The 19,387-nt window shown below is 64.0% G+C and carries 19 protein-coding genes; 14 read left to right on the forward strand and 5 right to left on the reverse strand.

What is annotated here, in order from left to right; genetic code table 11:
- Positions 1–78: 78 nt before the first annotated feature.
- Both NKT35_RS15115 and flgA read right to left on the reverse strand, forming a co-directional pair.
- A complete protein-coding gene (locus NKT35_RS15115; protein WP_254294411.1) occupies positions 79–339 on the reverse strand; it encodes a hypothetical protein in 261 nt (86 codons plus the stop codon).
- Between the two features lie 56 nt (positions 340–395).
- Positions 396–1,088: a flagellar basal body P-ring formation chaperone FlgA gene (flgA, locus tag NKT35_RS15120; RefSeq protein ID WP_254294413.1), complete on the reverse strand. Its 693-nt coding sequence runs from the start codon at positions 1,086–1,088 to the stop codon at positions 396–398.
- Between the two features lie 129 nt (positions 1,089–1,217).
- Here flgA and flgB point away from each other — a divergent pair, with 129 nt between their 5' ends.
- From flgB to asnB, 14 genes are all read left to right on the forward strand, one after another.
- Positions 1,218–1,571 (forward strand): flagellar basal body rod protein FlgB, encoded by a 354-nt coding sequence (gene flgB, locus NKT35_RS15125; protein WP_305883432.1) that lies wholly within the window; start codon positions 1,218–1,220, stop codon positions 1,569–1,571.
- 3 nt (positions 1,572–1,574) lie between these two features.
- Positions 1,575–1,979, forward strand: coding sequence for a flagellar basal body rod protein FlgC (flgC, locus tag NKT35_RS15130; RefSeq protein ID WP_254294417.1), 405 nt, complete (start codon positions 1,575–1,577; stop codon positions 1,977–1,979).
- Positions 1,976–2,662, forward strand: a complete 687-nt coding sequence (locus NKT35_RS15135; RefSeq protein ID WP_254294419.1) for a flagellar hook capping FlgD N-terminal domain-containing protein — start codon at positions 1,976–1,978, stop codon at positions 2,660–2,662. Before flgC ends, NKT35_RS15135 begins: the two co-directional genes overlap by 4 nt.
- A 22-nt stretch (positions 2,663–2,684) precedes the next feature.
- On the forward strand, positions 2,685–3,866 hold the full coding sequence (locus NKT35_RS15140) for a flagellar hook protein FlgE (protein ID WP_254294421.1): 1,182 nt from the start codon (positions 2,685–2,687) through the stop codon (positions 3,864–3,866).
- 4 nt (positions 3,867–3,870) lie between these two features.
- Positions 3,871–4,602, forward strand: a complete 732-nt coding sequence (locus tag NKT35_RS15145; RefSeq protein ID WP_254294423.1) for a flagellar basal body rod protein FlgF — start codon at positions 3,871–3,873, stop codon at positions 4,600–4,602.
- A 12-nt stretch (positions 4,603–4,614) separates the two neighbouring features.
- Positions 4,615–5,403: a flagellar basal-body rod protein FlgG gene (gene flgG / locus NKT35_RS15150; RefSeq protein ID WP_254294425.1), complete on the forward strand. Its 789-nt coding sequence runs from the start codon at positions 4,615–4,617 to the stop codon at positions 5,401–5,403.
- Positions 5,400–6,053 (forward strand): flagellar basal body L-ring protein FlgH, encoded by a 654-nt coding sequence (flgH, locus tag NKT35_RS15155; RefSeq protein ID WP_254294427.1) that lies wholly within the window; start codon positions 5,400–5,402, stop codon positions 6,051–6,053. The genes flgG and flgH overlap by 4 nt, the downstream gene beginning before the upstream one ends.
- Before the next feature lie 8 nt (positions 6,054–6,061).
- Positions 6,062–7,168, forward strand: coding sequence for a flagellar basal body P-ring protein FlgI (locus NKT35_RS15160; RefSeq protein ID WP_254294429.1), 1,107 nt, complete (start codon positions 6,062–6,064; stop codon positions 7,166–7,168).
- Positions 7,169–7,581: 413 nt separating this feature from the next.
- Positions 7,582–8,004, forward strand: coding sequence for a rod-binding protein (locus tag NKT35_RS15165; protein ID WP_254294431.1), 423 nt, complete (start codon positions 7,582–7,584; stop codon positions 8,002–8,004).
- A gap of 12 nt (positions 8,005–8,016) precedes the next feature.
- The gene (gene flgK, locus NKT35_RS15170; RefSeq protein ID WP_254294433.1) at positions 8,017–9,384 is read left to right on the forward strand and encodes a flagellar hook-associated protein FlgK; all 1,368 of its coding nucleotides are present in this window, start codon (positions 8,017–8,019) and stop codon (positions 9,382–9,384) included.
- 8 nt (positions 9,385–9,392) lie between these two features.
- Entirely contained in the window at positions 9,393–10,301 is a 909-nt protein-coding gene (gene flgL / locus NKT35_RS15175; protein WP_254294435.1) for a flagellar hook-associated protein FlgL, read from the forward strand.
- Between the two features lie 7 nt (positions 10,302–10,308).
- Complete coding sequence (locus tag NKT35_RS15180) at positions 10,309–11,343, forward strand: hypothetical protein (protein ID WP_254294437.1); 1,035 nt, start codon at positions 10,309–10,311, stop codon at positions 11,341–11,343.
- Between the two features lie 104 nt (positions 11,344–11,447).
- On the forward strand, positions 11,448–12,662 hold the full coding sequence (locus tag NKT35_RS15185; RefSeq protein WP_254294438.1) for a phospholipase D-like domain-containing protein: 1,215 nt from the start codon (positions 11,448–11,450) through the stop codon (positions 12,660–12,662).
- 196 nt (positions 12,663–12,858) lie between these two features.
- Entirely contained in the window at positions 12,859–14,709 is a 1,851-nt protein-coding gene (gene asnB, locus NKT35_RS15190; protein WP_254294440.1) for an asparagine synthase (glutamine-hydrolyzing), read from the forward strand.
- A gap of 102 nt (positions 14,710–14,811) precedes the next feature.
- Here asnB and NKT35_RS15195 read toward each other — a convergent pair whose 3' ends face one another.
- The 3 genes from NKT35_RS15195 to NKT35_RS15205 all read right to left on the reverse strand — a co-directional run bounded on the left by NKT35_RS15195 (position 14,812) and on the right by NKT35_RS15205 (position 19,383).
- Positions 14,812–16,896, reverse strand: coding sequence for a methyl-accepting chemotaxis protein (locus tag NKT35_RS15195; RefSeq protein WP_254294442.1), 2,085 nt, complete (start codon positions 16,894–16,896; stop codon positions 14,812–14,814).
- Positions 16,897–17,131: 235 nt separating this feature from the next.
- Positions 17,132–18,931, reverse strand: a complete 1,800-nt coding sequence (locus NKT35_RS15200; protein WP_254294444.1) for an ATP-binding response regulator — start codon at positions 18,929–18,931, stop codon at positions 17,132–17,134.
- The gene (locus tag NKT35_RS15205; RefSeq protein WP_254294446.1) at positions 18,928–19,383 is read right to left on the reverse strand and encodes a putative pterin-binding protein; all 456 of its coding nucleotides are present in this window, start codon (positions 19,381–19,383) and stop codon (positions 18,928–18,930) included. Before NKT35_RS15205 ends, NKT35_RS15200 begins: the two co-directional genes overlap by 4 nt.
- Positions 19,384–19,387: the final 4 nt, after the last annotated feature.

The following is a 19,387-nucleotide window of genomic DNA, read 5'->3' on the forward strand; positions in this document are numbered from 1 at the left end:
TCGATCTGGCGATTTTCAAAATCGAAAAGCATCGGGCGGGGCGGGCCGCGCGGAACGCGCAGCGCCGCGGGGAGAGGCTCAGTGTCCGGGACGCAGCGCTTCCATTTGCTGGCGCTGGGTTTCCATGCAGCTTTTCAAGGCTTGCGGGTTTTGCGCGCCCTGAATGCAGCTGATGGAGTTTTGCAGGATCTGGATGTGTTGATTGTGCAGCTGCAGCAGTTTGGCTTTCATTTCGGCGAAACGGGCTTCGCCTTGCTGGCGGCCATGCGGGGCGGAGGCTTGCGGCGCGGCGCCGGCCCATAGCGGGGCCAGCAGCAGCAAGCAGTAAATCCTTTTCATCGTGGGCTCCTGGTTGGGGATGCCCCTTTGGTATACATCAGCCCCGCCTTGGCCGCTCACTCCAGCGCCATCACCTGGCCTTCCGCCTCCACTTTGCTGCTGATGATCTTGCCGCTGGACTGGTTGCGCACCTTGATGGTTTCTCCTTGCTGGCCATTGGCCATCGCCTCGCCGGCGGCGCTGACTTCAATGCCGCTCTGGCGCGCGATGATGCGCACTTCGTCGCCGCGCTTCACCAGCAGCGGCGCTTGCAGCTGTTTTTTGCGCAGGGTTTGGCCTTGCTTGATGGCGGCGCGCGGGCTCAAGCCCGCGGGCGGCGCGCCGTGGCCGAACAGATCGGCGGCGTCGCTGACGGGGCGCTGCGCCCAGGCGATGTCGTCCGCGGACAGCGTTTCACCCGATTGCAGATCGCGGTTGGCGACAGCGACGCGCGCCGAAACCGTCGCGCGCGCGATGAAGCTGCCGCGCCAGCCGTTAGATGGGCATACGGCGTCGATGCGCATGCGGCTGAAACCGCGGCTGTCCATCGCCTCGGTCTGCCAGCCCGCGCAATTGGGAAGGTTGGCGGGGGCGATCATCTGCAGTTGAACGACGGGCTGGTCCAGCCCGGCCGCGCGCAGCTTGTCCTGAATGATTTGCTCCGCTTGCTTGCGCGCCGATTGCTCGGCGGAGAGGGGGGCGGCGGCCTGCGACGATGCGGAAAGCAGGGTCAGGACCAAGGATAAAACTGAAAGTGTGAATTTTGCCATGCCAGTGCGCTTGGTAATTATTGCCTATACGGTGCCGGGTTCGCTTATTAGTATCGCTTTCCAATGAATTGGGCATTTCCAATAAAAGCTTGTGCATGGTAGTGAAGCGATAGGGACTAGGCAATGGGCATGCATCTTGACAAGGCCCTGAGCATCCACCCGGAAGCCTTGCGGCTGCGGGCGGAGCGAACCCGGATTTTGGCGTCCAACATCGCCAATGAAAACACCCCGGGTTATCAGGCGCGAGACATCGATTTCAAGGCGGCGCTGGCATCGGCGGCCGCCGATTCGCCGTTGGCGCTCGACGACGGCGGCGGCGATCTGCTGTACCGCCTGCCCAATCACCCCTCCCGCGACGGCAATACCGTGGAGATCGGGGTGGAGCAGGGCGAGTTTTCGCAAAACGTTTCCGAATTCCAGACCAGCCTCACCTTCATCAATATGAAGCTGCACGGCCTGGCCAAAGTCATCGCGGGGCAATAAGCCATGTCATTCCGGGATATTTCGCGCATCGCCGGCTCGGCGATGACGGCGCAGACCGTGCGCCTCAATACCGTGGCCAGCAATCTGGCCAACGCCGACACCTCGGCCGGCAGCGAACAGACGGCGTTTCACGGCCGCAAGCCGGTGTTCTCCAGCCAGATGATGGGCGAGGGCATGGGCGTGCAGGTGCTGGATGTGGTGCAGAACCAGGAGCCGGTGCGCAAGGCGCACGAGCCGGGCAATCCGCAGGCCGACGCCGACGGCAATGTGTTCTACAGCAATGTCAACGCGGTGGAAGAAATGACCGACATGCTGTCGGCCAGCCGCGCCTTTCAGACCAATGTCGAGGTGCTGTCGCGCGTCAAAACCATGCAGCAGGACTTGCTGAAGCTGGGAGACAACGCATGAGCGTGGCACAAGCGCAGGCCCGGTCGTTCAGCGCCCAATCGCAAAATCAAAACGCTGCGGACGCGCCTGTGGCCGCCGCCGCCGCCGCGGATAAGAAGGACGCGCCCAGCGACATGTTCATGACGCTGCTGCTGGCGCAGATCCGCAATCAGAACCCGCTCGATCCCGCCGACCCGGCCCAGTTTGTGACCCAGCTGGCGCAGATGAGCCAGATGCAGAACGGCCAGGAAATGCTCAAGCAGCTGCAAAGCCAGGGCAATCTGCTGCGCGAGCTGCAAGGCGCGTCGCTGGGCGCGCAGGTGGGCAAGCCGGTGCTGGTGCAAACCGACCGCATCCGCAGCGACGGCCAGGGCGAGCTGTCCGGCCGCGTCACCCTGGCGGGCGAAGAGAAAGCGACCACGCTGACGCTGATCGACGCCGCGGGGCAGCGCACCCGCATCGATCTGGGCAAGCGCGCCTCGGGCGGCAGCGACTTCAAGATCAAGCTGGCCGACTACCATCTCGCCGCCGGCGATTACCAGCTCGAATTCAGCACCGATTCCGGCCAAAAAGGCTTGCTGGAGCTGAAGGCCGCGGTCAGCGGCATTCGCCTGCCGGTGCAGGGCGGCGAGCCGGTGCTGAGCCTGGCCGGTTTGGGGGACTTCCCCGCTTCCTCGATTTCCGCGCTGCTGCAAGCAGCTTAATGATTCCGTACGGAGAGCTTTGATGAGTTTCGAAATCGCCTTGTCCGGCATTAACGCGGTCAACAGCCAATTGGGCAGCATAAGCGACAATATCGCCAACTCCGGCACCCACGGCTTCAAGTCCGGCCGGGTGACCTTCGCTTCCGCCTATGCCGGCAGCCAGGCCATGGGCGTCAGCGCCAATGCCAATAGCCAGAGCATGGGCCGCAGCGGCGGCGTGGTGAATACCGGCCGCGCGCTGGACGCCGCCATCGACGGCAAGGGCTTTTTCGCCACTCGCAGCCCGGCCGGCATGATCAGCTATACCCGCGTCGGCATTTTCAATACCGACAAAGACGGCTATCTGGTGAACGACCACGACGGCCGCGTGCTCGGTTACGCCCGCAATGAAAACGGCGCTTTGGGCGCCTTGGGCGATATCCAGATTCCAACCGGCAACATCCCGGCCAAGCCGACCGACCAGCTGCAATACACCGGCAATATGTCGGCCGGCTGGACAACCCAGACCGCGGCTTTCGACAAGAATCTGGCCCAGACTTTCAATCACTCCAACGTCTCCACGGTGTTCGACTCGCTGGGCAACAAACACAGCCTGACGCAGTATTTCTGCAAGAGCGCGGACAGCACGGTGACGGTGCATTACACGCTGGACGGCAACAGTCTGGCGACGACGACCGACCTCAAGTTCGACGCCAATGGCAAGCTGACCCAGCCGGCCGCGGCGGTCAATCTGGATTTGGGCACGCCCGGCGGCGCTTCGCCGTTGAAGCTGGCGCTGGACTATGCAGGCACCACCCAGTTCGCCGGCGAGGCCAGCACCAGCCGCAACGCCGGCAACGGCTATCCGCCCGGCGTGCGCACCGGCGTCAGCCTGGGCGAGAAGGGCGAAGTCATCGTCAGCTACAGCAATGACCAAAAACAAGTGGTGGCGCAGCTCGCCATCGCCAACTTCGCCAATGAGAACGGCCTGTCGGCGATGTCGCAGACCAGCTGGCAGGAAACCGGCGAGTCCGGCACGCCGTTGTTTTCGGTGGCCGGCAGCAGCATGGCCGGCAAGCTGGTGACATCGTCCCTGGAGCAATCCAACGTCGACATGACTTCGGAGCTGGTCAACCTGATGACGGCGCAGCGCAACTATCAGGCCAACACCAAGGTCATTTCCGCCGAAAACCAGGCGATGCAAGCCTTGATGCAGGCGGTGTAAGGCGATGGACGCGCTGATCTATACCGCGATGAGCGGCGCCGACCGTCTGCTCAAATCGCAGCAGATTCACGCCAACAACCTGGCCAATGCCGAAACCGGCGGCTTCCGCGCCGACATCGACGCCGCCGTCAGCCAGCAGGTGCCGGGCTACGGCTACGACGCGCGCTTGCTGAGCAAGAACGCGCCGACGGTGCTGGACACCCGCAACGGCACCGTGGTGGAAACCGGCCGCGAGCTGGATGTCGCGCTGCAGGGCGACGGTTTTCTCGCCATCGCCGCGCCGGACGGTTCCGAGGCCTATACCCGCTCCGGCGCCATGACCGTGGCCGCCGACGGCACGCTGACGGTCAACAACCACCCGGTGCTGGGCGACGGCGGCCCCATCCGCCTGCCCGAGGGCTATCTCAAAGTGGCGCTGGCGGCCGACGGCATGGTGTCGGTGCTCAATCCCGGCGATGTCGAAATGCAGCAGGTGGACAAGCTCAAGCTGGTGAAGCCCGACGCGCGCGAACTGGCCAAGAGCCCCGAGGGGCTGATCGTGGCCCGCCAGGGCGGCAGCCTGGCGGCCGACGACAGCGTGCGGGTGCAAAGCGGCCATCTGGAGCGCAGCAATGTCTCTGCGGTGGAGGAGATGGTGTCGGTGATGGCGCTCAACCGCAATTTTGAAATGCAGATGAAACTGTTCAACGCCGCCAGCGATATGAACGAGGCGGGCAACCGCCTGGTGCGCGGCTGATAGGGGAATTCGATGAATCCGGCTCTGTGGATCAGCAAAACCGGCATTCAGGCGCAAGACGCGCGCCTGACGGCCATCGCCAACAACCTGGCCAACGTCAACACCACCGGCTTCAAGCGCGACCGCATGGTGTTCGAGGACTTGTTCTACCAAGTGGACAAGCAGCCAGGCAGCAAGGTGGACGACAATAATGTTTCGCCGTCCGGCGTGCAGCTGGGCAACGGCACCCGGCTGGTGGGCAGCCAGAAGGTGTTCACCGAGGGCAATCTCACCACTACCGGCCAGTCGCTGGACCTGGCCATTGTCGGCCAGGGCTTTCTGCAAGTGAAAATGAGCAACGGCGAAACCGGTTACACCCGCGCCGGCCAGTTGCAGCCGGGCCCCAACGGCCAGCTGGTCAACGCCCAGGGCCTGCCGCTGGAGCCGGAAATCACCATTCCGCCCACTGCGACCAAGGTCTCCATCAGCGAAACCGGCGTGGTGTCGGTGACCGAGAGCGGCGGCGGCGCGCCCACCACTATCGGGCAGATCACCTTGGCCAACTTCATCAACCCCACCGGCTTGCTGGCGCTGGGCGACAACCTGTTCCAGGAAACCGCCGCCAGCGGCAACCCCACTACCGGCAATCCGGGCAGCGACGCGCTGGGCAAGCTCAAGCAGGGCAGCCTGGAAGGCTCCAATGTGCAGGTGGTGGAAGAAATGGTGGACATGATCGCGGCGCAGCGCACTTACGAGATGAACACCAAGGTGCTGACCGCGGCCGACAATATGCTGCAGCAGCTGGGCCAGTCGGTGCGATGAGCGCGGCCAAGCTTCTTCCTGCGCTGGCTTTGTTGGCGGCGGGCTGCGCCCAGATCCAGCCCCCTGCGCCGGAGCCGGACCCGCTGCCGGAACTGATGCAGCAGCAAAGCCAGGCGCCGCGCGGCGGCGGCGTGTTCACGCCGGCCGGCGTGCAGGCGCTGACTTCGGACAGCCGCGCCTTCCGTCCCGGCGATATTTTGACGGTGACGCTGGAAGAAACCACCCAGGCCAGCAAGCAGGCCGGCACCAGCTTCGGCAAGAAGGCCGGTGCCAAAGTGGCCCCGTCGCTGATCGGCAACACCACTTTCAATGCCCAGCTGGGCATAGACGCCAATCGCGACTTCAACGGCTCATCCACCTCCACCCAGCAAAACGCGCTGGCCGGCTCGCTGACCGTGGTGGTGCATCGGGTGCTGGCTAACGGCCTGCTGCAAGTGAAGGGCGAGAAGCAGCTGGCGATCAATCAGGGCGAGGAAATGCTCAAGCTCACCGGCTATGTGCGGGTGGAAGACATCGACACCGACAATCGCGTGTCCTCGCAGCGCATCGCCAACGCGCGCATCGGCTACACCGGCAGCGGCGCGCTGGCCGACGCCAATGCCCCCGGCTGGCTGATGCGCTTTTTCAGCAGTCCATGGATGCCGTTCTAGGGTTCGCAATGAGATTCAACTCGATTCAACGCTTGATCGCCGCCGCCTGCCTGGCGGTTTTGTCGTTTGCGGCCGCCGCCCAGCCGCTGCGCCAGCTGGTCAATGTGGAAGGCATACGCGACAACCAATTGATAGGCTACGGCATTGTGGTGGGTCTGGATGGCACCGGCGACAACTCGCAGGTGAAATTTTCCGGCCAGTCCGTCGCCAATATGCTCAAGCAGTTCGGCCTGAAGATGCCGGAGAAGACCGACACCCGCGTCAAGAATGTGGCGGCGGTGATGGTCAGCGCCAGCCTGCCGCCTGGCTACAGCCGCGGCCAGACCATAGACGTGACGGTGTCGTCGCTGGGCGACGCCAAAAGCCTGCGCGGCGGCACGCTACTGCTCACCCAGCTGAAAGCGGCCAACGGCGAAGTGTACGCGTTGGCCCAGGGCAGCGTGGTGGTGGGCGGCGTCTCGGCTCAGGGCAAGAGCGGCTCCAGCGTCACCATCAACACGCCGACGGCCGGGCGCATTCCCAACGGCGGCAGCATAGAGCGCGAAATTCCCAGCGATTTCGAGCAGGGCGACAGCATACGCCTCAGCCTGCGGCGGCCCAGTTTCGAAACCGCCACCAATGTGGTGGGCGCCATCAACCGCAGCTACGGCAAGATCGCCAGCACCCGCAACGCCACCACCATCGAGGTGAGGGCGCCGCTGGACCCGACCGAGCGGGTGGCCTTTGTCGCCCGGCTGGAAAAGCTCAATGTCAGCGTCGGGCCGGAAATTCCGCGCGTGGTGTTCAATTCGCGCACCGGCACCGTGGTGATCAGCGAAGGCGTCACCGTGCGCCCGGCGGCCGTTTCGCACGGCAGCTTGCGAGTGGTGATTTCCGAAACCTCGCAGGTCAGCCAGCCGGGGCCGTTCAGCAATGGCGATACCAAGGTGGTGCCTAACTCGAATGTGGATGTGCAGCAGGGCAAGGGCCAGATGTTCAAGTGGCCGGCCGGCGCCAGCCTGCGCGCCATCATCGACGCGGTGAACCGCACCGGCGCGTCGCCGGACGACGTGATGGCCATCTTGCAGGCGTTGGATCAGGCCGGGGCCATCGATGGCGAGTTGATTGTTATTTAAATGGTCAGGCAACCCTGTCTTATTTGAAGCTACTGACTCAGGTTTGCGGGGGATTCTAGTGAATTTTTGAGTCCGCTAGGCGGACGATATTTGAGTGCCGGGCCCGCCCGGCCGGCGGGTCAAGGGGCTGAGCGGCCAGCCCCATCGCTGAGCGAATCGAAGATTCGCACGCAGGGATGAACCCAGGCCGCCCCGCCGCGCTGCGAAACCCCGTCGCCAAAGCCATTCCCAAGGAGCCGCCGGAACTAGCGGCGCGCAAAGGTCGCGCCGCGTCGAACAACCGGCGTCTTAAAACCTTGGGATGGCTTTGGAGACGGCTTGCGCTGATGGGGATATGGCTCGTCGATATCACTCTATTTATTTATGGCCTGTTTTCATATTTTGGATTTCAAGACTTTGACAAAGGAACTTCGGTGCTGAACAACGACTTGCAGTCCCGCAACGATAGCCCGGCTTTCGAGGGCGCGGTGGCGCCGGCCAGCGCCGAATACCGCCAGAAGGCCCAGAAGGCGGCTGAGATGTTCGAGGCCCAGTTCATCCGCGAGATGTTCAAGCAGATGCGCAAAACCACGCGCGAAGTGGCGGGCGAGGACAGCGTGTTCGCCAAGTCGGTCAACGGCGACATGCTCGACCTGGCCGACGGCGCGCTGGCCGACCAGCTGGCCTCGCGGCAGACCTTCGGCATCGCGCGGGTGATCCTGAACCAGCTGCTGCCGCGCGATGGCAATATTCCCGTTAAGACGCTGGACGCCGCCGTCGCCCAAGTAGAGCAGGGGCGCGCCGCCGGACAAGGCTTGTCGGCTTTCTCCGCCCCGATGTTTCCCTTGAATAAGTGATGACCGCCCGCCATGCGCATGATCAATAACGCGCTGACCGGAACGCAGGCCGCCCAGGTCGCGCTCAACACGGCCAGCCAGAATATCGCCAACCTGAAAACGCCGGGCTATTCGCGCCAGGGCGTGGTGTTCGCCACCCAATTGCCGGGAACCGGCGATCCCAACAGCGCCGGCTATGGCGTCAACGTGGCCGAGGTGCGCCGCTTCAGCGACGACTACAAGAACCTGCTGCAATGGCAGGCCGGGTCGCAACTGGGCGAGCAGTCGGCGGCGCGTCCGTATTTCAGCCAGCTGGAACAGGTGATGGGCAGCCAGGGCTCCAGCTTGTCGGTGGGTTTCGACAAGTTCTTCGCCGCGCTCAACGCTGCCAGCCTGGATTCCAACACCATGCGCGACCAGGTGGTGCGCGAGGCCGGCGCGCTGGCGCAGCGCTTCAACAATCTGCATGGCGTGCTCACCTCGCAGCTGGCGGCCATCGCCGAGCAGCGCAACGCCACGCTGACGCAGATGAACAGCGCGGCGGCCAATCTCGGCAAGCTCAATGAGAAGCTGATCGCCGCCCGCGCCCAGGGCATCAATACTTCCGGCCTTGAGGACGAGCGCGACCGCCAGATCGACCAACTGGCCTCCTTGGTCGAGGTGCGCGTCGTGGCGCAGCCGGATGGCGGCAAGAATGTGACGCTGACCAACGGCCTGCCGCTGGTGGCGGGCGACAGCGTGGCCACGCTGTCGAGCGAAACGCAGCCGGACGGCAGCCAGCAGCTGAAGCTGGCCTTCGGCACCGAAAAGTACACCATGCAAGGCGGCCAGCTGGGCGGCCAGCTGGGCGGGCTCAACCAGTTCGAAACCGATATGCTGCGCCCGGTCATCGATCAAGTGCGGACGCTGGCCGGCGAGCTGGCGAACAAGGTCAATACGCAGCTGGCCAAGGGCTTCGATATGAAGGGCCAGCCGGGCAAGCCTTTGTTCGTGTTCGACGCCGGCGCGGCGCACGGCCTGCTGCAGACCACGGGCCTGCAGGCGGCCGATCTGGGATTTTCAGGCGACAAGGACAAGCCGGGCAATAACGACAATCTGCAGCAATTGATCGCTCTCAAGCAGCAGACGCTGCCGCTGGCCGGCATCGGCCAGGTGACGCTGGGCGACGCGTATTCGCAGATGATCGGCCACCTGGCCATCGCCAGCCAGCAAAACAAATCCGCGCTGGACACCTCCGGCGTGATCCGCGCCGAAGCGGAAAAAAACTGGCAGAGCAGCGCCGGCGTCAATCGCGACGAAGAGGCGGTGAACCTGATCGAATTCCAGAAAATGTTCCAGGCCAATATGAAAGTGATTTCGGTGGCCAACCAGCTGTTTGAAAGCACGTTGGCCATCCTGTAAGGACAAGCATGCGCATCTCCAGCAATCAGTATCAGTCCGTGGTTCTGCTCGCCATGCAGAACAGCAGCGCCGGCATGTCCGAGCTGCTGCAGAAAATGTCCAGCGGCAAGAGCATGCTGGCGCCGTCGGAAAACCCGATCGCCAGCGTGCGCCTGCTGCGCCTGCAACGCGAAGAGGCGTCCTTGGCGCAGTACCGCGACAATATCGGCGCGCTCAAGTCGCAGCTGAGCAAAAACGAAACCCTGCTCGACGGCGTCAGCGCCAATCTGCGCGATGCGCGCGACCTGCTGGTGGCCGCGGCCAACCAGCCGCCGGCCGAGGACATCAAGGCCATGGCCGCGCCGCTGATCAGCCTGCGCGACAGCATTCTGTACGCGGCCAACACCCAGGACAGCGAAGGCCGCTATCTGTTTTCCGGCAGCGCGGTGAACAGCCAGTCCATTGTTTACGACGCCAAGCAGCCGGAAGGCAGCCGCTACCGTTTCAACGGCAATCAGGATAAGCAGCTGATGACAGTGGGCGAAGGCGTGACCCAGGCATCCAATGTGACCGTGGAGGCGCTGGCCCCGCTGCTCAATCAGCTGGACAAGGCCATCGCGGCCATGCAGGACCCCAAGCTGGACAGCAAGGATCCCGCCGTCGGCGCGACCTTCCGCGGCGTGATGGACGGCGTGGACGCGGCGCTGAGCAATGTCAGCGGCACCATTTCCGAGCTGGGCGGCGCGCAGAACGTGCTGAAGACGCTGGACGGCAATCATGACAGCGTCAGCCTGGCCAATCAGCAGAGCATGCTGGAATTGGGCAGCCTGGATTACGGCACCGCCTTCATGGACATGAACACCATGTCCATGGCGCTGCAGGCCAGCCAGAAAGCCTATGGCAAGGTCAGCCAGCTGACCTTGTTCGATGTGATCTGAGGCTGAGATGGCGAGCACTTTGGGGTCGATCAACCCATCCAGCCGGGAGCGCGGCTGGAGCCGGGACGGCGCGGTCATCGCGCCGGCAAGCGGCCGTTCCGATTCGGCGGCCCGCCCGGCGCTGGCCAGCGCCAGGCCGTCGGCTGGCGGCGCATCGGGCTGGCGTTACAGCACCCAGCTCAACGAACAACTCAGCGCCGCGCAGTGTTCGCGCGGCTTTGTCGACGACATGCTCAGCCAGCTGGAAAGCTTCAAGAGCGCGCTCAGCCAGCAACTGAGCCAGCGCCGTCTGGACGCGGATGGCTTGAGCGCTCAGCGCGACGAACTGGCGCAATCCTGGCAACGCCGGCAGCAAGACAGCCTGGACAGCCTGGATGGCCAGCTGCGGCTGAGCCTGGGGGCGCCGTCGCGGCAGCGCTTCACCGTGCGCGGCCTGGATCTGGACAGCCTGACCCAGGGCGCGCCGGAAACCTTGGTGTTCGCCGATGGCGCGGGCAATCCGCCGGCCGCCGTCAGCGTCGGCGAAGGCGCCGGCCGCGGCGAGATTTTGCGCCGTTTGAACCAGGCTTTGGGCCCGGCCGGCATCCGCTGCGAACTGGATGATCATGGACGGCTGGGCTTCAGTTGCGGCGAACAGGATTGGCCGGCGCTGCAAGCCAGCTTGACCGTGCGCGGCGGCGGCGTGCGTTTCGCCGGCGGCGTGCCGCAACGGCTGCCGCTGGAGGCGGAGGCCCCGGCATTGGACGCGGCGCGCTGGCAGGTCGACGACCATGCCCAGGTGAGGATGACGCTGCAGGACGTGCTGAGGGCGATTGCCCGGCTGCAGCAAACCCGCGGCGCCATCGACCACGCGATAGACGAAGCGCGGCAATCCATCGCGCAATTGTCCAGGGTGGACGAGCCCAGTTGGGCCGACGCCTTCGTCAGCGATTTCAACGCCAGGCTGAATCAGCGCGGCGATTTCGCGCCGCTGCAGCAATTGGTGCCGGCCTTGCTGGGCATCAGCCGCTACCGGGTGCTGGCGCTGCTGTCGCTGCGTTGAGACTCTCCTAGAATGGCCGCCCTTGGGGTGGCCATCGTCTATCTGGATACACACTTCCTTAACATGATTATGTCATCATCGCGCCTTTTGCGAAGGATGCCGCCATGCTGCGCCGCTGCTGGCCTTTAGCCCTGATGTTGTCCGCCTCTTTGGCCCATGCTGAGTTCGCCATTCCCGGCTTCGAGCTGGTGCACACCGCGCCGCAGCATGCCGGCATCGACACGCCGGATCTGCGCGATCCGGCCACGGTATGGAGCGAGCTGTTTGCCTCGGCCAAGCGCGAGATCGTGCTGGAGCAGTTCTATGTGGCGGGGCAAGACGGCAGTAAGCTGGAGCAGGTGATGGACAGCCTGGCGGCGGCGGGACGGCGCGGGGTGAAAATCCGCTTTTTGATGGAGAAGAAAGGCATGTTCGCCAGCGAGCCGGCCACCATCGAAAAACTGAAGCGGACGCCTAATCTGGAATATCGCCAGCTCGACTACAACCAGCTGACCGGCAACGGCATCATCCACGCCAAATTCATCGTGGTGGACGGCCAGACGGCCTATGTCGGCAGCCAGAATTTCGACTGGCGCTCCTTGCAGCACATCCATGAAACTGGCCTGAAAGTGGCGGACGCCGCGATGGCCGGCAAGATGCAGGCCATTTTCGAGCAGGATTGGGCCGCCCAGGCTGCGCTGGCCGCCGGCGCCAAGGCGCCTCCCTTGCGCAAGGCTGAGCAAAAGGCCGATCTGTCGCAGCCCGCCGTGCTGTTGGCCAGCCCCAACGCCTACAACCCCGATGGCGTCGGCGATTCGGAAGAGGCGCTGCCGCGGCTGATGGCCGAGGCCAAGCAAGAGGTGCGGGTGCAATTGCTGGATTATGTGCCGCTGAGCTATGGCAAGCCGCGCAACTACTATCCGCTGTTCGACAACGCCATCCGCTCGGCTCTGGCGCGCGGCGTGAAGGTCAAGCTGATGGTGTCGGACTGGAATCTGGAGGCGCCCGGCGTCGACTACCTGAAAAGCCTGGCCGTGCTGCCCGGCATGGAGCTGCGGGTGGTTACTGTGCCGCGCGACGGCGCCTGCATTCCCTTCGCCCGCGTGATCCACACCAAGACCATGACCATAGACGGCAAGATCGCCTGGGTGGGCACCAGCAATTGGAGCGGCGGATATCTGGACAAATCGCGCAATCTGGAAGTGGTGCTGCGCAATGAAACAATGGCGCAGCGCATCGCCGCGCTGCACGAGCAGACCTGGTCGACGCCCATGGCCGCGCCCATAGACGTGAATCGCCATTATCAAGCGCCGGACAAGAGTTGCCGTCAGCCAAGCTGATTGCCGTTTCTTGACGCTTGTCGCCGCAGCCGCCTCGCGCGGCTGTTTTCATTCCCAGTCTAAAGGCCAGTTTTACTGTGCTTTGCCGCTTGATTACGGTCAATGCTCTTTGCATTTTGGCGAGGGAGTTGGAATATTTTCCAACCAATAGGCGGCTTCCAGCGGGCGGCCGCCAACCCACCACAGGAGAGCGGACATGTGCGGCATAGCAGGATGGGTGAGTTACCAGCGCGACTTGCTTGGCGAGCGCGAACTGGCGGAGCGGATGACGCGGACGATGCGCCGGCGCGGACCTGACGACGAGGGCGTTTGGCTGGACAAGCATGCGGCCCTGGGGCACAGGCGGCTGGCCATCATTGACCTGGAAGGCGGACGCCAGCCTATGCTGGCCGAGGAGGATGGCAGGACGCTGGCCTGTCTGGTTTACACCGGCGAGGTATACAACTTTCTGGAGCTGCGGCGCGAATTGCAGGGGCTGGGCCATGTGTTCCGCACCCGCAGCGACACCGAGGTGGTGCTCAAGGCCTACCTGCAATGGGGCGAAGATCTCACCGTGCGTCTGAACGGCATGTATGCCTTCGCCTTGTGGGATAGCCGGCGCGAACAGTTGTTTCTGATCCGCGACCGGATGGGGGTCAAGCCGCTGTACTACTATCCGACGGCGGATGGGGTGCTGTTCGGCTCCGAACCCAAGGCTATCCTGGCTCACCCTGAAGCCCGCCGCCGGGTGAGCGCGGCGGGGCTGCGCGAGCTGTTCGAAAATGTGAAGACCCCGGAGGCCGCCGTGTTCGACGGCATGTATGAGGTGAGGCCGGGCCAGGTGGTCATGGTGGATAGGTCCGGGGTGCATAAGCGCCGCTATTGGCAGTTGCAGGCGCGCGAGCATACCGACAGTCTGGACACCACCATACGCACCGTGCGCGAGCTGCTGGATGATATCGTCTCCCGGCAGATCATCGCCGATGTGCCGCTCTGCACGCTGTTGTCCGGCGGCTTGGATTCATCGGCGATCACCTCGCTCGCCGCGCGCAAGCTGGCGGTCCAGGGCCTGGGGCCGGTGCGCTCCTTCTCCGTGGACTTCGTCCCGAATGGCGTGGCCTTTGTCGCCGATCATCTGCGCGGTTCGCCTGACGCGCCCTTTGTGCGGGATCTGGCGGCCTTCGCCGGCACCAATCATGAGGAGATTCTTTTGGACAGCGGGGCGATGGCGGATCCGGAACTGCGGAACGCGGTGCTGGAGGCCTTGGACCTGCCGCCCGCCAACTGGGGCGATATGTGGCCCTCGCTGTATAAATTGTTCGAGGCGGTGCGAACGCGCTCCACCGTCGCGCTATCCGGCGAGTCCGCGGACGAGGTATTCGGCGGCTATCGCTGGTTTCATGACGCCGAGGTGGTGGCGAACGACGACTTTCCTTGGCTTCACCGCAGCATCGCCAGTTATTTTGACGGCAAATCGCTATTCGACGCCGCCTGGCTCGCCAAGCTGGAGCTGCCAGCCTTCCGCCGCGACAGCTACGCCGAGGCGCTGGCCGAGTCGCCGCGCCTGGCATCCGATTCCCCCCAGGAGCGGCGCATGCGCGAGATCGGCTATCTGCATCTGACGCGCTTCGTCCAGACGCTGCTGGACCGCAAGGACAGGATGAGCATGGCGGTGGGGCTGGAGGTGCGAGTGCCGTTCTGCGATCACCGCCTGGTGGAGTATGTGTTCAACGCGCCGTGGAGCATGAAGACCTTCGACGGCCGCGAGAAGAGCCTGTTGCGCGCCGCCTGCCGGGACGCCTTGCCGGACTCCATAGCCCAGCGAGTGAAGAGCCCCTATCCGGCGACGCAGGACCCCGCTTACGAGCGCAGCTTGCGGACGGCGCTGCGCGCGGTGCTGGATGACGCCGCCTCGCCGGTATTGCCTTTGCTGGATCTGGGCGCGGCGCGGGCTTTGCTGGACCGCCCCTTCGGCCGCATCAGCGCCGCGCCGGAGCGCGCCGGCCTGGAGATGGCCCTGGGGCTGGACGCCTGGCTGCGGCGTTACAAGGTTGACCTGACGGACTGATGATGGCGCGCGCTCGCGCCGGGCGAAAAGCCAGCGCGGGATGAGCAAGGCGGCGGCGCTCTGATGGAGCTTGCCGCCGCCTGGCTGGCCGGACGCTAGGCTTTACAGCTTGAAGTGGCCGACCAGTTGCTCCAGATCGGCCGCCAGTTCGCGCAGCTGCGTGACCGAGGCGCTGACGTCGCCCACCACCTGGCTGTTGGCTTGGGCCATCGAGCTGATGCGCTCCACGTTCTGCGCGATTTCCACGCTGGCGCTGGATTGTTCGCGGGTGGCGGCGGCGATGTCGATGATGCTGGCCGCCAATTGGCTGCTGCGCTCATTGACTTCCAGGATGGCTCGGTTGGCTTGCTCGGCGATGGCGACGCTCTGATCCACCTGGCGGCTGCCGCGCTGCACCTCGCCGACCACTTGTTGGGTTTCGCCGCCGATGGCCTCGACGATGCGGGCGATTTCCACGGTGGCCTCGGTGGTGCGGCCAGCCAGCTTGCGCACTTCGTCGGCCACCACGGCGAAGCCGCGGCCGAGTTCGCCGGCGCGCGCGGCCTCGATGGCGGCGTTCAGCGCCAGCAGATTGGTCTGGTCGGCGATGTCCTTGATCACGCCGACGATGGTGGACACTTCTTCCGAACGCGCGCCCAGTCCGGCCACGCGTTCGGCCAAGGCATGCATATTGTCCATCACCTGGCGGATCTCATCGGTGACCTGGCTGACCATCTGCGCGCCGGAGGCGGTTTGGCGGCCGGTGTCGCCGGCGATCTCGCCCGCTTCCTGCGCGGTGGAGGCGATATGCTGCACGCCCACCGTCACTTCTTCCACGCTGGCCGCGCAGGCGCTGGCGGCGTCCGATTGGCGGGACGAGGCGTCATGCACCTGGCCGGCCGCGCCGCTGAGGCTGGCCGCGGCGGCGGAAACCTGGCGGCTTTGCTCGCGCACATGGATGAACATCTGGCGCAGGCTGTCTATCAGGTGGTTGAAAGCGTGGGCGGTGCGGCCGATTTCGTCGCGGTTGGCGATGGCGATGCGCACGGTCAGGTCGCCGCCGCCTGAGGCCAGCTGTTCCATGGTGTCGGCCAGGCGGTTCAGCGGCTGAGTCAGCGCGCGGGTGACGGCAGTGAGCAGAATCAGGATCAGGACCAAGGCCACCGCGCCGATGCCGATGGCGGCCAGCATGGCTTTGCGCGCCTCGCCGGTGATGGCCGAAGTGGGGATGCTGACGCCCAGCGTCCAGAATTGGCCGCTGTCGCCGACTTTGATGGGATGGAAGAAGTGGGTGAAGCCGCCGTCCTCGTAGACAAAGCTCTCGCCGCCGCGGATGGCGGACAGGCGGGAGGCGAGGGTATCGTCGCTGGCCACCGGCTTGCCCAGCTTGCTGGCATCCGGATTGACGACATAGGTGCCGCCTTCGGACAGGATGCGGATATAGCCGGTTTCGCTGATGCGGATCTGGCCGAAGTCTTTCTGCAATTGGCCTAGCGCCAGGTCGGTGCCGGCCGCGCCCAGCATCTTGCCGGCCGCGTCGCGGATCACGGTCACCAGCGAGGTTTCCAGAATCTTCTTGCCGCTTTGGTCTTCGTCGCTATAGGGCTCGGTCACCGTGTCGCGGCCGCGCTGCTTGGGCTGATAGTAGAAATTGCCCCAGCCCGGCTTTTCATAGTCGGGCTGGAAGGTTTCCGGGTGTTCGCGGAATTGCGGGAAGGTTTTGACCGTGGCGTCCAGCATCAGCGCGTCTTGCACCGGCTGGCCTTGCGCGTCGCGGATCACATAGGGGGTGAAGCGGCCGCTGGGATCGTGGTGGGGCCAGTCCAGCCGGTAGGCGTTGTCGTTGCCGTCGAAGGCGTTGGGTTCCCACAGCATCCATAGAGTAAGCGATTGCGGCGCGCGCGCCAGCATTTCCAGCGCGGTGTCCACCGCCAGCTTGCGGTCTGCGCGGCCGCTTCGTTTTTGCGCCAGCGCCGCGTCCGCCAGGCGGCGGGGCAGGTCGAAAGACAGGTTCAGCATGTTCTCGGCATTGCGCGCGTAGCTGCTGGCTTGCTCGGCGGCGAGTTGGTAGCCGGTCTGCTTGGCCGATTCATAGTTGAGCCGGGCGATCAGCGCGATCATCACGGCGAAAGCCAAGGTAATGGCGCTGGCGGCGACGAGAATGATGCGGGTGCTCAGGCGGCCCCATCGTTGTGGTGCGCTATTCATGCGGTTTCCTGCAAGGCTGGATGAACGTTCGCTCCCGCTAGAGAGGGCGAAGGGAAAGGCGAACGGCAATTATGTTGGCATTTTGACGAATTTGGATTCGATTATAAAGGGAATCCAAATGAGAATGAGGTGAATTTTGCCTTTTGCTGAAGCCGGCGATGGCTGCCGACGGCATGGGCCCGCGCCGCGCAAGCGGACGCCGCGGGCCTGGCGCACGGGGAAGGCTGGAGGCTGCTTATCGGCTGGGGAAGGCTTCCGGGCGGTTGGCCGCGGAGATTTGGCCGAAGGATGGCAGATAGCGTTGCAGTTGACCGAAGTTGAACGGCTTCTCCAGCTTGCCGAATAGCAAGGTTTGCCGGGAGTCGCTGAATTCTTGGCGGAAGGCGGTCATGCCTACCACTGGCGTCAGCCGGTTGTGCGGCGATTGCAGCGCCGCTTCGGCCACTTCATAGCCGCTGGCGCTGCCGACTTGCAAGTCCAGCAGCAGCAGATCGTACTTCTCGGTTTGAACGTGTTCGATCGCATCGGGCACCGTGGCCAGGGTCTCCACTTTGTAGCCCTTGGATTCGAGCAGGGCGTGGTATGACTCCCGGATCTGATCGTCGTCGTCCAGCAGCAGGATGCAAGGCGGGGTGACGGCGTTGGACGCGCCTTCCGCCGTGACCGGTTGCGCCGGCAGCTGCAAGCGGAAACAGGTGCCCACGCCGGCCTCGCTCTCCACCTGGATGCGGCCGCCGAACAAGGTCACCAGTTCATGGACGATGGCCAGTCCTAGCCCGCTGCTGCCGGGGCGGCGGTTCTTGCCTCTGGCAAAGGGGCGAAAGAGCTGGGTCTTGATGTCGTCGGCGATGCCGACGCCGGTGTCTTCTATGGCGATGTGCAGCAGCGGCGATTGATAGCGGATGCTGAGCCGGATGCTGCCGTGGTCGGTATAGCGGATGGCGTTGGTCAGCAGGTTCCAGATGATTTGCCGCAGCCGGCCGCTATCCAGCCACAGGACAGGGAGCTCGCCGCAATTGACGAAGAAGCGCAGGCCTTTGGCTTCGGCGTTGCCGCGGTGCGCTTGCTCCATTTCTTCCGCCAGCGCCTTCATGTCGGTTCGCGAAGGCTCCAATGCCAGCCTATGGTTTTTCAGGGCGGCGACATCCATGATGTCGCGCACCTGGGTCAGCAGGTGGTCGGTGCTGCGTTTCAGGCGAGTGAGGTAATTGTAATGCGCCGTCTCGGGGGGAATGCTGTACTCCAGCAATTCCACGCAGGTCTGGATGCTTTGCAGCGGCGAGCGGATTTCATGGCTGATGGTGGCGAGAAAGGTGTCGCGCGCCAGTTCGGTTTGCACCAGCGCCTCGCGCGCGGCTTGTTCTCTCTCGAACAACTGCTTTTGGCGCTCGGCTTGCCGCTTCAGTTCGCCGAGGCGGTGCAGCACGACCCAGAAGATGGTCAGGAATACCAGCCAGAACACCAGGCCGAGCAGATACATGGTCTGATGCTTTTTCAGCATGGCGATCTGATTCACCAGGTCGCTGTTTTCCTGATGCCGGGCTTCGCCCGCGAACTCCGCCAGCATGGGGCGAAGCTTGGCGAGGTCTTTGGATAATTGCAGCGCGTCCTGCTGGCTCCATTGTCTTGGGGGGCGCTGGAACAGAACGTTCAATTCCTGGCTGAGTTCCGGGAAGCCCGCGAGCTTGGACAGGGCGTTTTGGGAGATAGAGGGGTGCGAGTACATGCGGTACTTGCTGGCCGCGATCGCGTAGCTCTTGTCGACATCCTCCTGCGATATCTGGCCGGCCCGGTAGCGCCAGGCATCCATTTCCAGGCGGTTCAGCGTCAATTGCATCTGCGTCACCATCCAGTAGAGCTCGGATGGCTTGCTGTTGATGGGTCTTTGGATTACCGCGGTATAGAGCGCCCAGGAGATCAGCAGCGTGGCGGCCAGGGAAAAGGCGACGAAAAAGCGCTCCAGGTCGAATAGCCTGCGGCGCATCGCGTTCAGGAATGAGGCGGCGCCCTTAGCCGGGCTCTTCCCTGGGCTCATCGGATTTCTATCCTGAAGACTTGCCAGATCAGCTTGGAAATGAAGACGCCGCTGACCTCGGACTCGCTCATGCTCGGCAAGGGGTACATCAGCCAGAACGGGCCATAGTCTTCCCGGCGCATGGGCTTGCCGTTCCAGCGATTGGCCAGGATGACGTTGTAGCGGTCCAGATCGGATGCGGGAATGGTGACGTTGTAATCGTCCTCCGCGTAAAGCTTGATTTTCTGGCCTTTGGCGCCCGCTTTTGCCAGCACATCGCGCAAGAGCGGCCCCTCGAAGGTGCCTTTGGGCGTCCATTCCGTGGCGGTGGTGATGGCGTGGCGCGGCAACTTGTCCAGATCGGACCAGGTCAGCACATAGCTTTTATTCGATGCGTCGGTGAATTTGACGATATTGCCGGCGACGGTCAGCGTCTCCTGAGGCTCGGCTTGCGCGCGCGGGGCAAGAGACAAAGCC

Origin of the sequence: Chromobacterium sp. IIBBL 290-4 (genome assembly GCF_024207115.1) — a bacterium.
Taxonomy (GTDB): domain Bacteria; phylum Pseudomonadota; class Gammaproteobacteria; order Burkholderiales; family Chromobacteriaceae; genus Chromobacterium.

Coding starts and splice junctions, on each gene's coding strand:
- NKT35_RS15145 (WP_254294423.1), top strand. CDS start 3,871: ATGGACGCGCTGATCTATACCGCGATGAGCGGCGCCGACCGTCTGCTC.
- NKT35_RS15115 (WP_254294411.1), bottom strand. CDS start 339: ATGAAAAGGATTTACTGCTTGCTGCTGCTGGCCCCGCTATGGGCCGGC.
- NKT35_RS15195 (WP_254294442.1), bottom strand. CDS start 16,896: ATGAATAGCGCACCACAACGATGGGGCCGCCTGAGCACCCGCATCATT.
- flgB (WP_305883432.1), top strand. CDS start 1,218: ATGCATCTTGACAAGGCCCTGAGCATCCACCCGGAAGCCTTGCGGCTG.
- NKT35_RS15185 (WP_254294438.1), top strand. CDS start 11,448: ATGCTGCGCCGCTGCTGGCCTTTAGCCCTGATGTTGTCCGCCTCTTTG.
- flgK (WP_254294433.1), top strand. CDS start 8,017: ATGCGCATGATCAATAACGCGCTGACCGGAACGCAGGCCGCCCAGGTC.
- flgL (WP_254294435.1), top strand. CDS start 9,393: ATGCGCATCTCCAGCAATCAGTATCAGTCCGTGGTTCTGCTCGCCATG.
- NKT35_RS15160 (WP_254294429.1), top strand. CDS start 6,062: ATGAGATTCAACTCGATTCAACGCTTGATCGCCGCCGCCTGCCTGGCG.
- flgG (WP_254294425.1), top strand. CDS start 4,615: ATGAATCCGGCTCTGTGGATCAGCAAAACCGGCATTCAGGCGCAAGAC.
- NKT35_RS15140 (WP_254294421.1), top strand. CDS start 2,685: ATGAGTTTCGAAATCGCCTTGTCCGGCATTAACGCGGTCAACAGCCAA.
- flgA (WP_254294413.1), bottom strand. CDS start 1,088: ATGGCAAAATTCACACTTTCAGTTTTATCCTTGGTCCTGACCCTGCTT.
- flgH (WP_254294427.1), top strand. CDS start 5,400: ATGAGCGCGGCCAAGCTTCTTCCTGCGCTGGCTTTGTTGGCGGCGGGC.
- NKT35_RS15135 (WP_254294419.1), top strand. CDS start 1,976: ATGAGCGTGGCACAAGCGCAGGCCCGGTCGTTCAGCGCCCAATCGCAA.
- flgC (WP_254294417.1), top strand. CDS start 1,575: ATGTCATTCCGGGATATTTCGCGCATCGCCGGCTCGGCGATGACGGCG.
- NKT35_RS15180 (WP_254294437.1), top strand. CDS start 10,309: ATGGCGAGCACTTTGGGGTCGATCAACCCATCCAGCCGGGAGCGCGGC.
- asnB (WP_254294440.1), top strand. CDS start 12,859: ATGTGCGGCATAGCAGGATGGGTGAGTTACCAGCGCGACTTGCTTGGC.
- NKT35_RS15200 (WP_254294444.1), bottom strand. CDS start 18,931: ATGAGCCCAGGGAAGAGCCCGGCTAAGGGCGCCGCCTCATTCCTGAAC.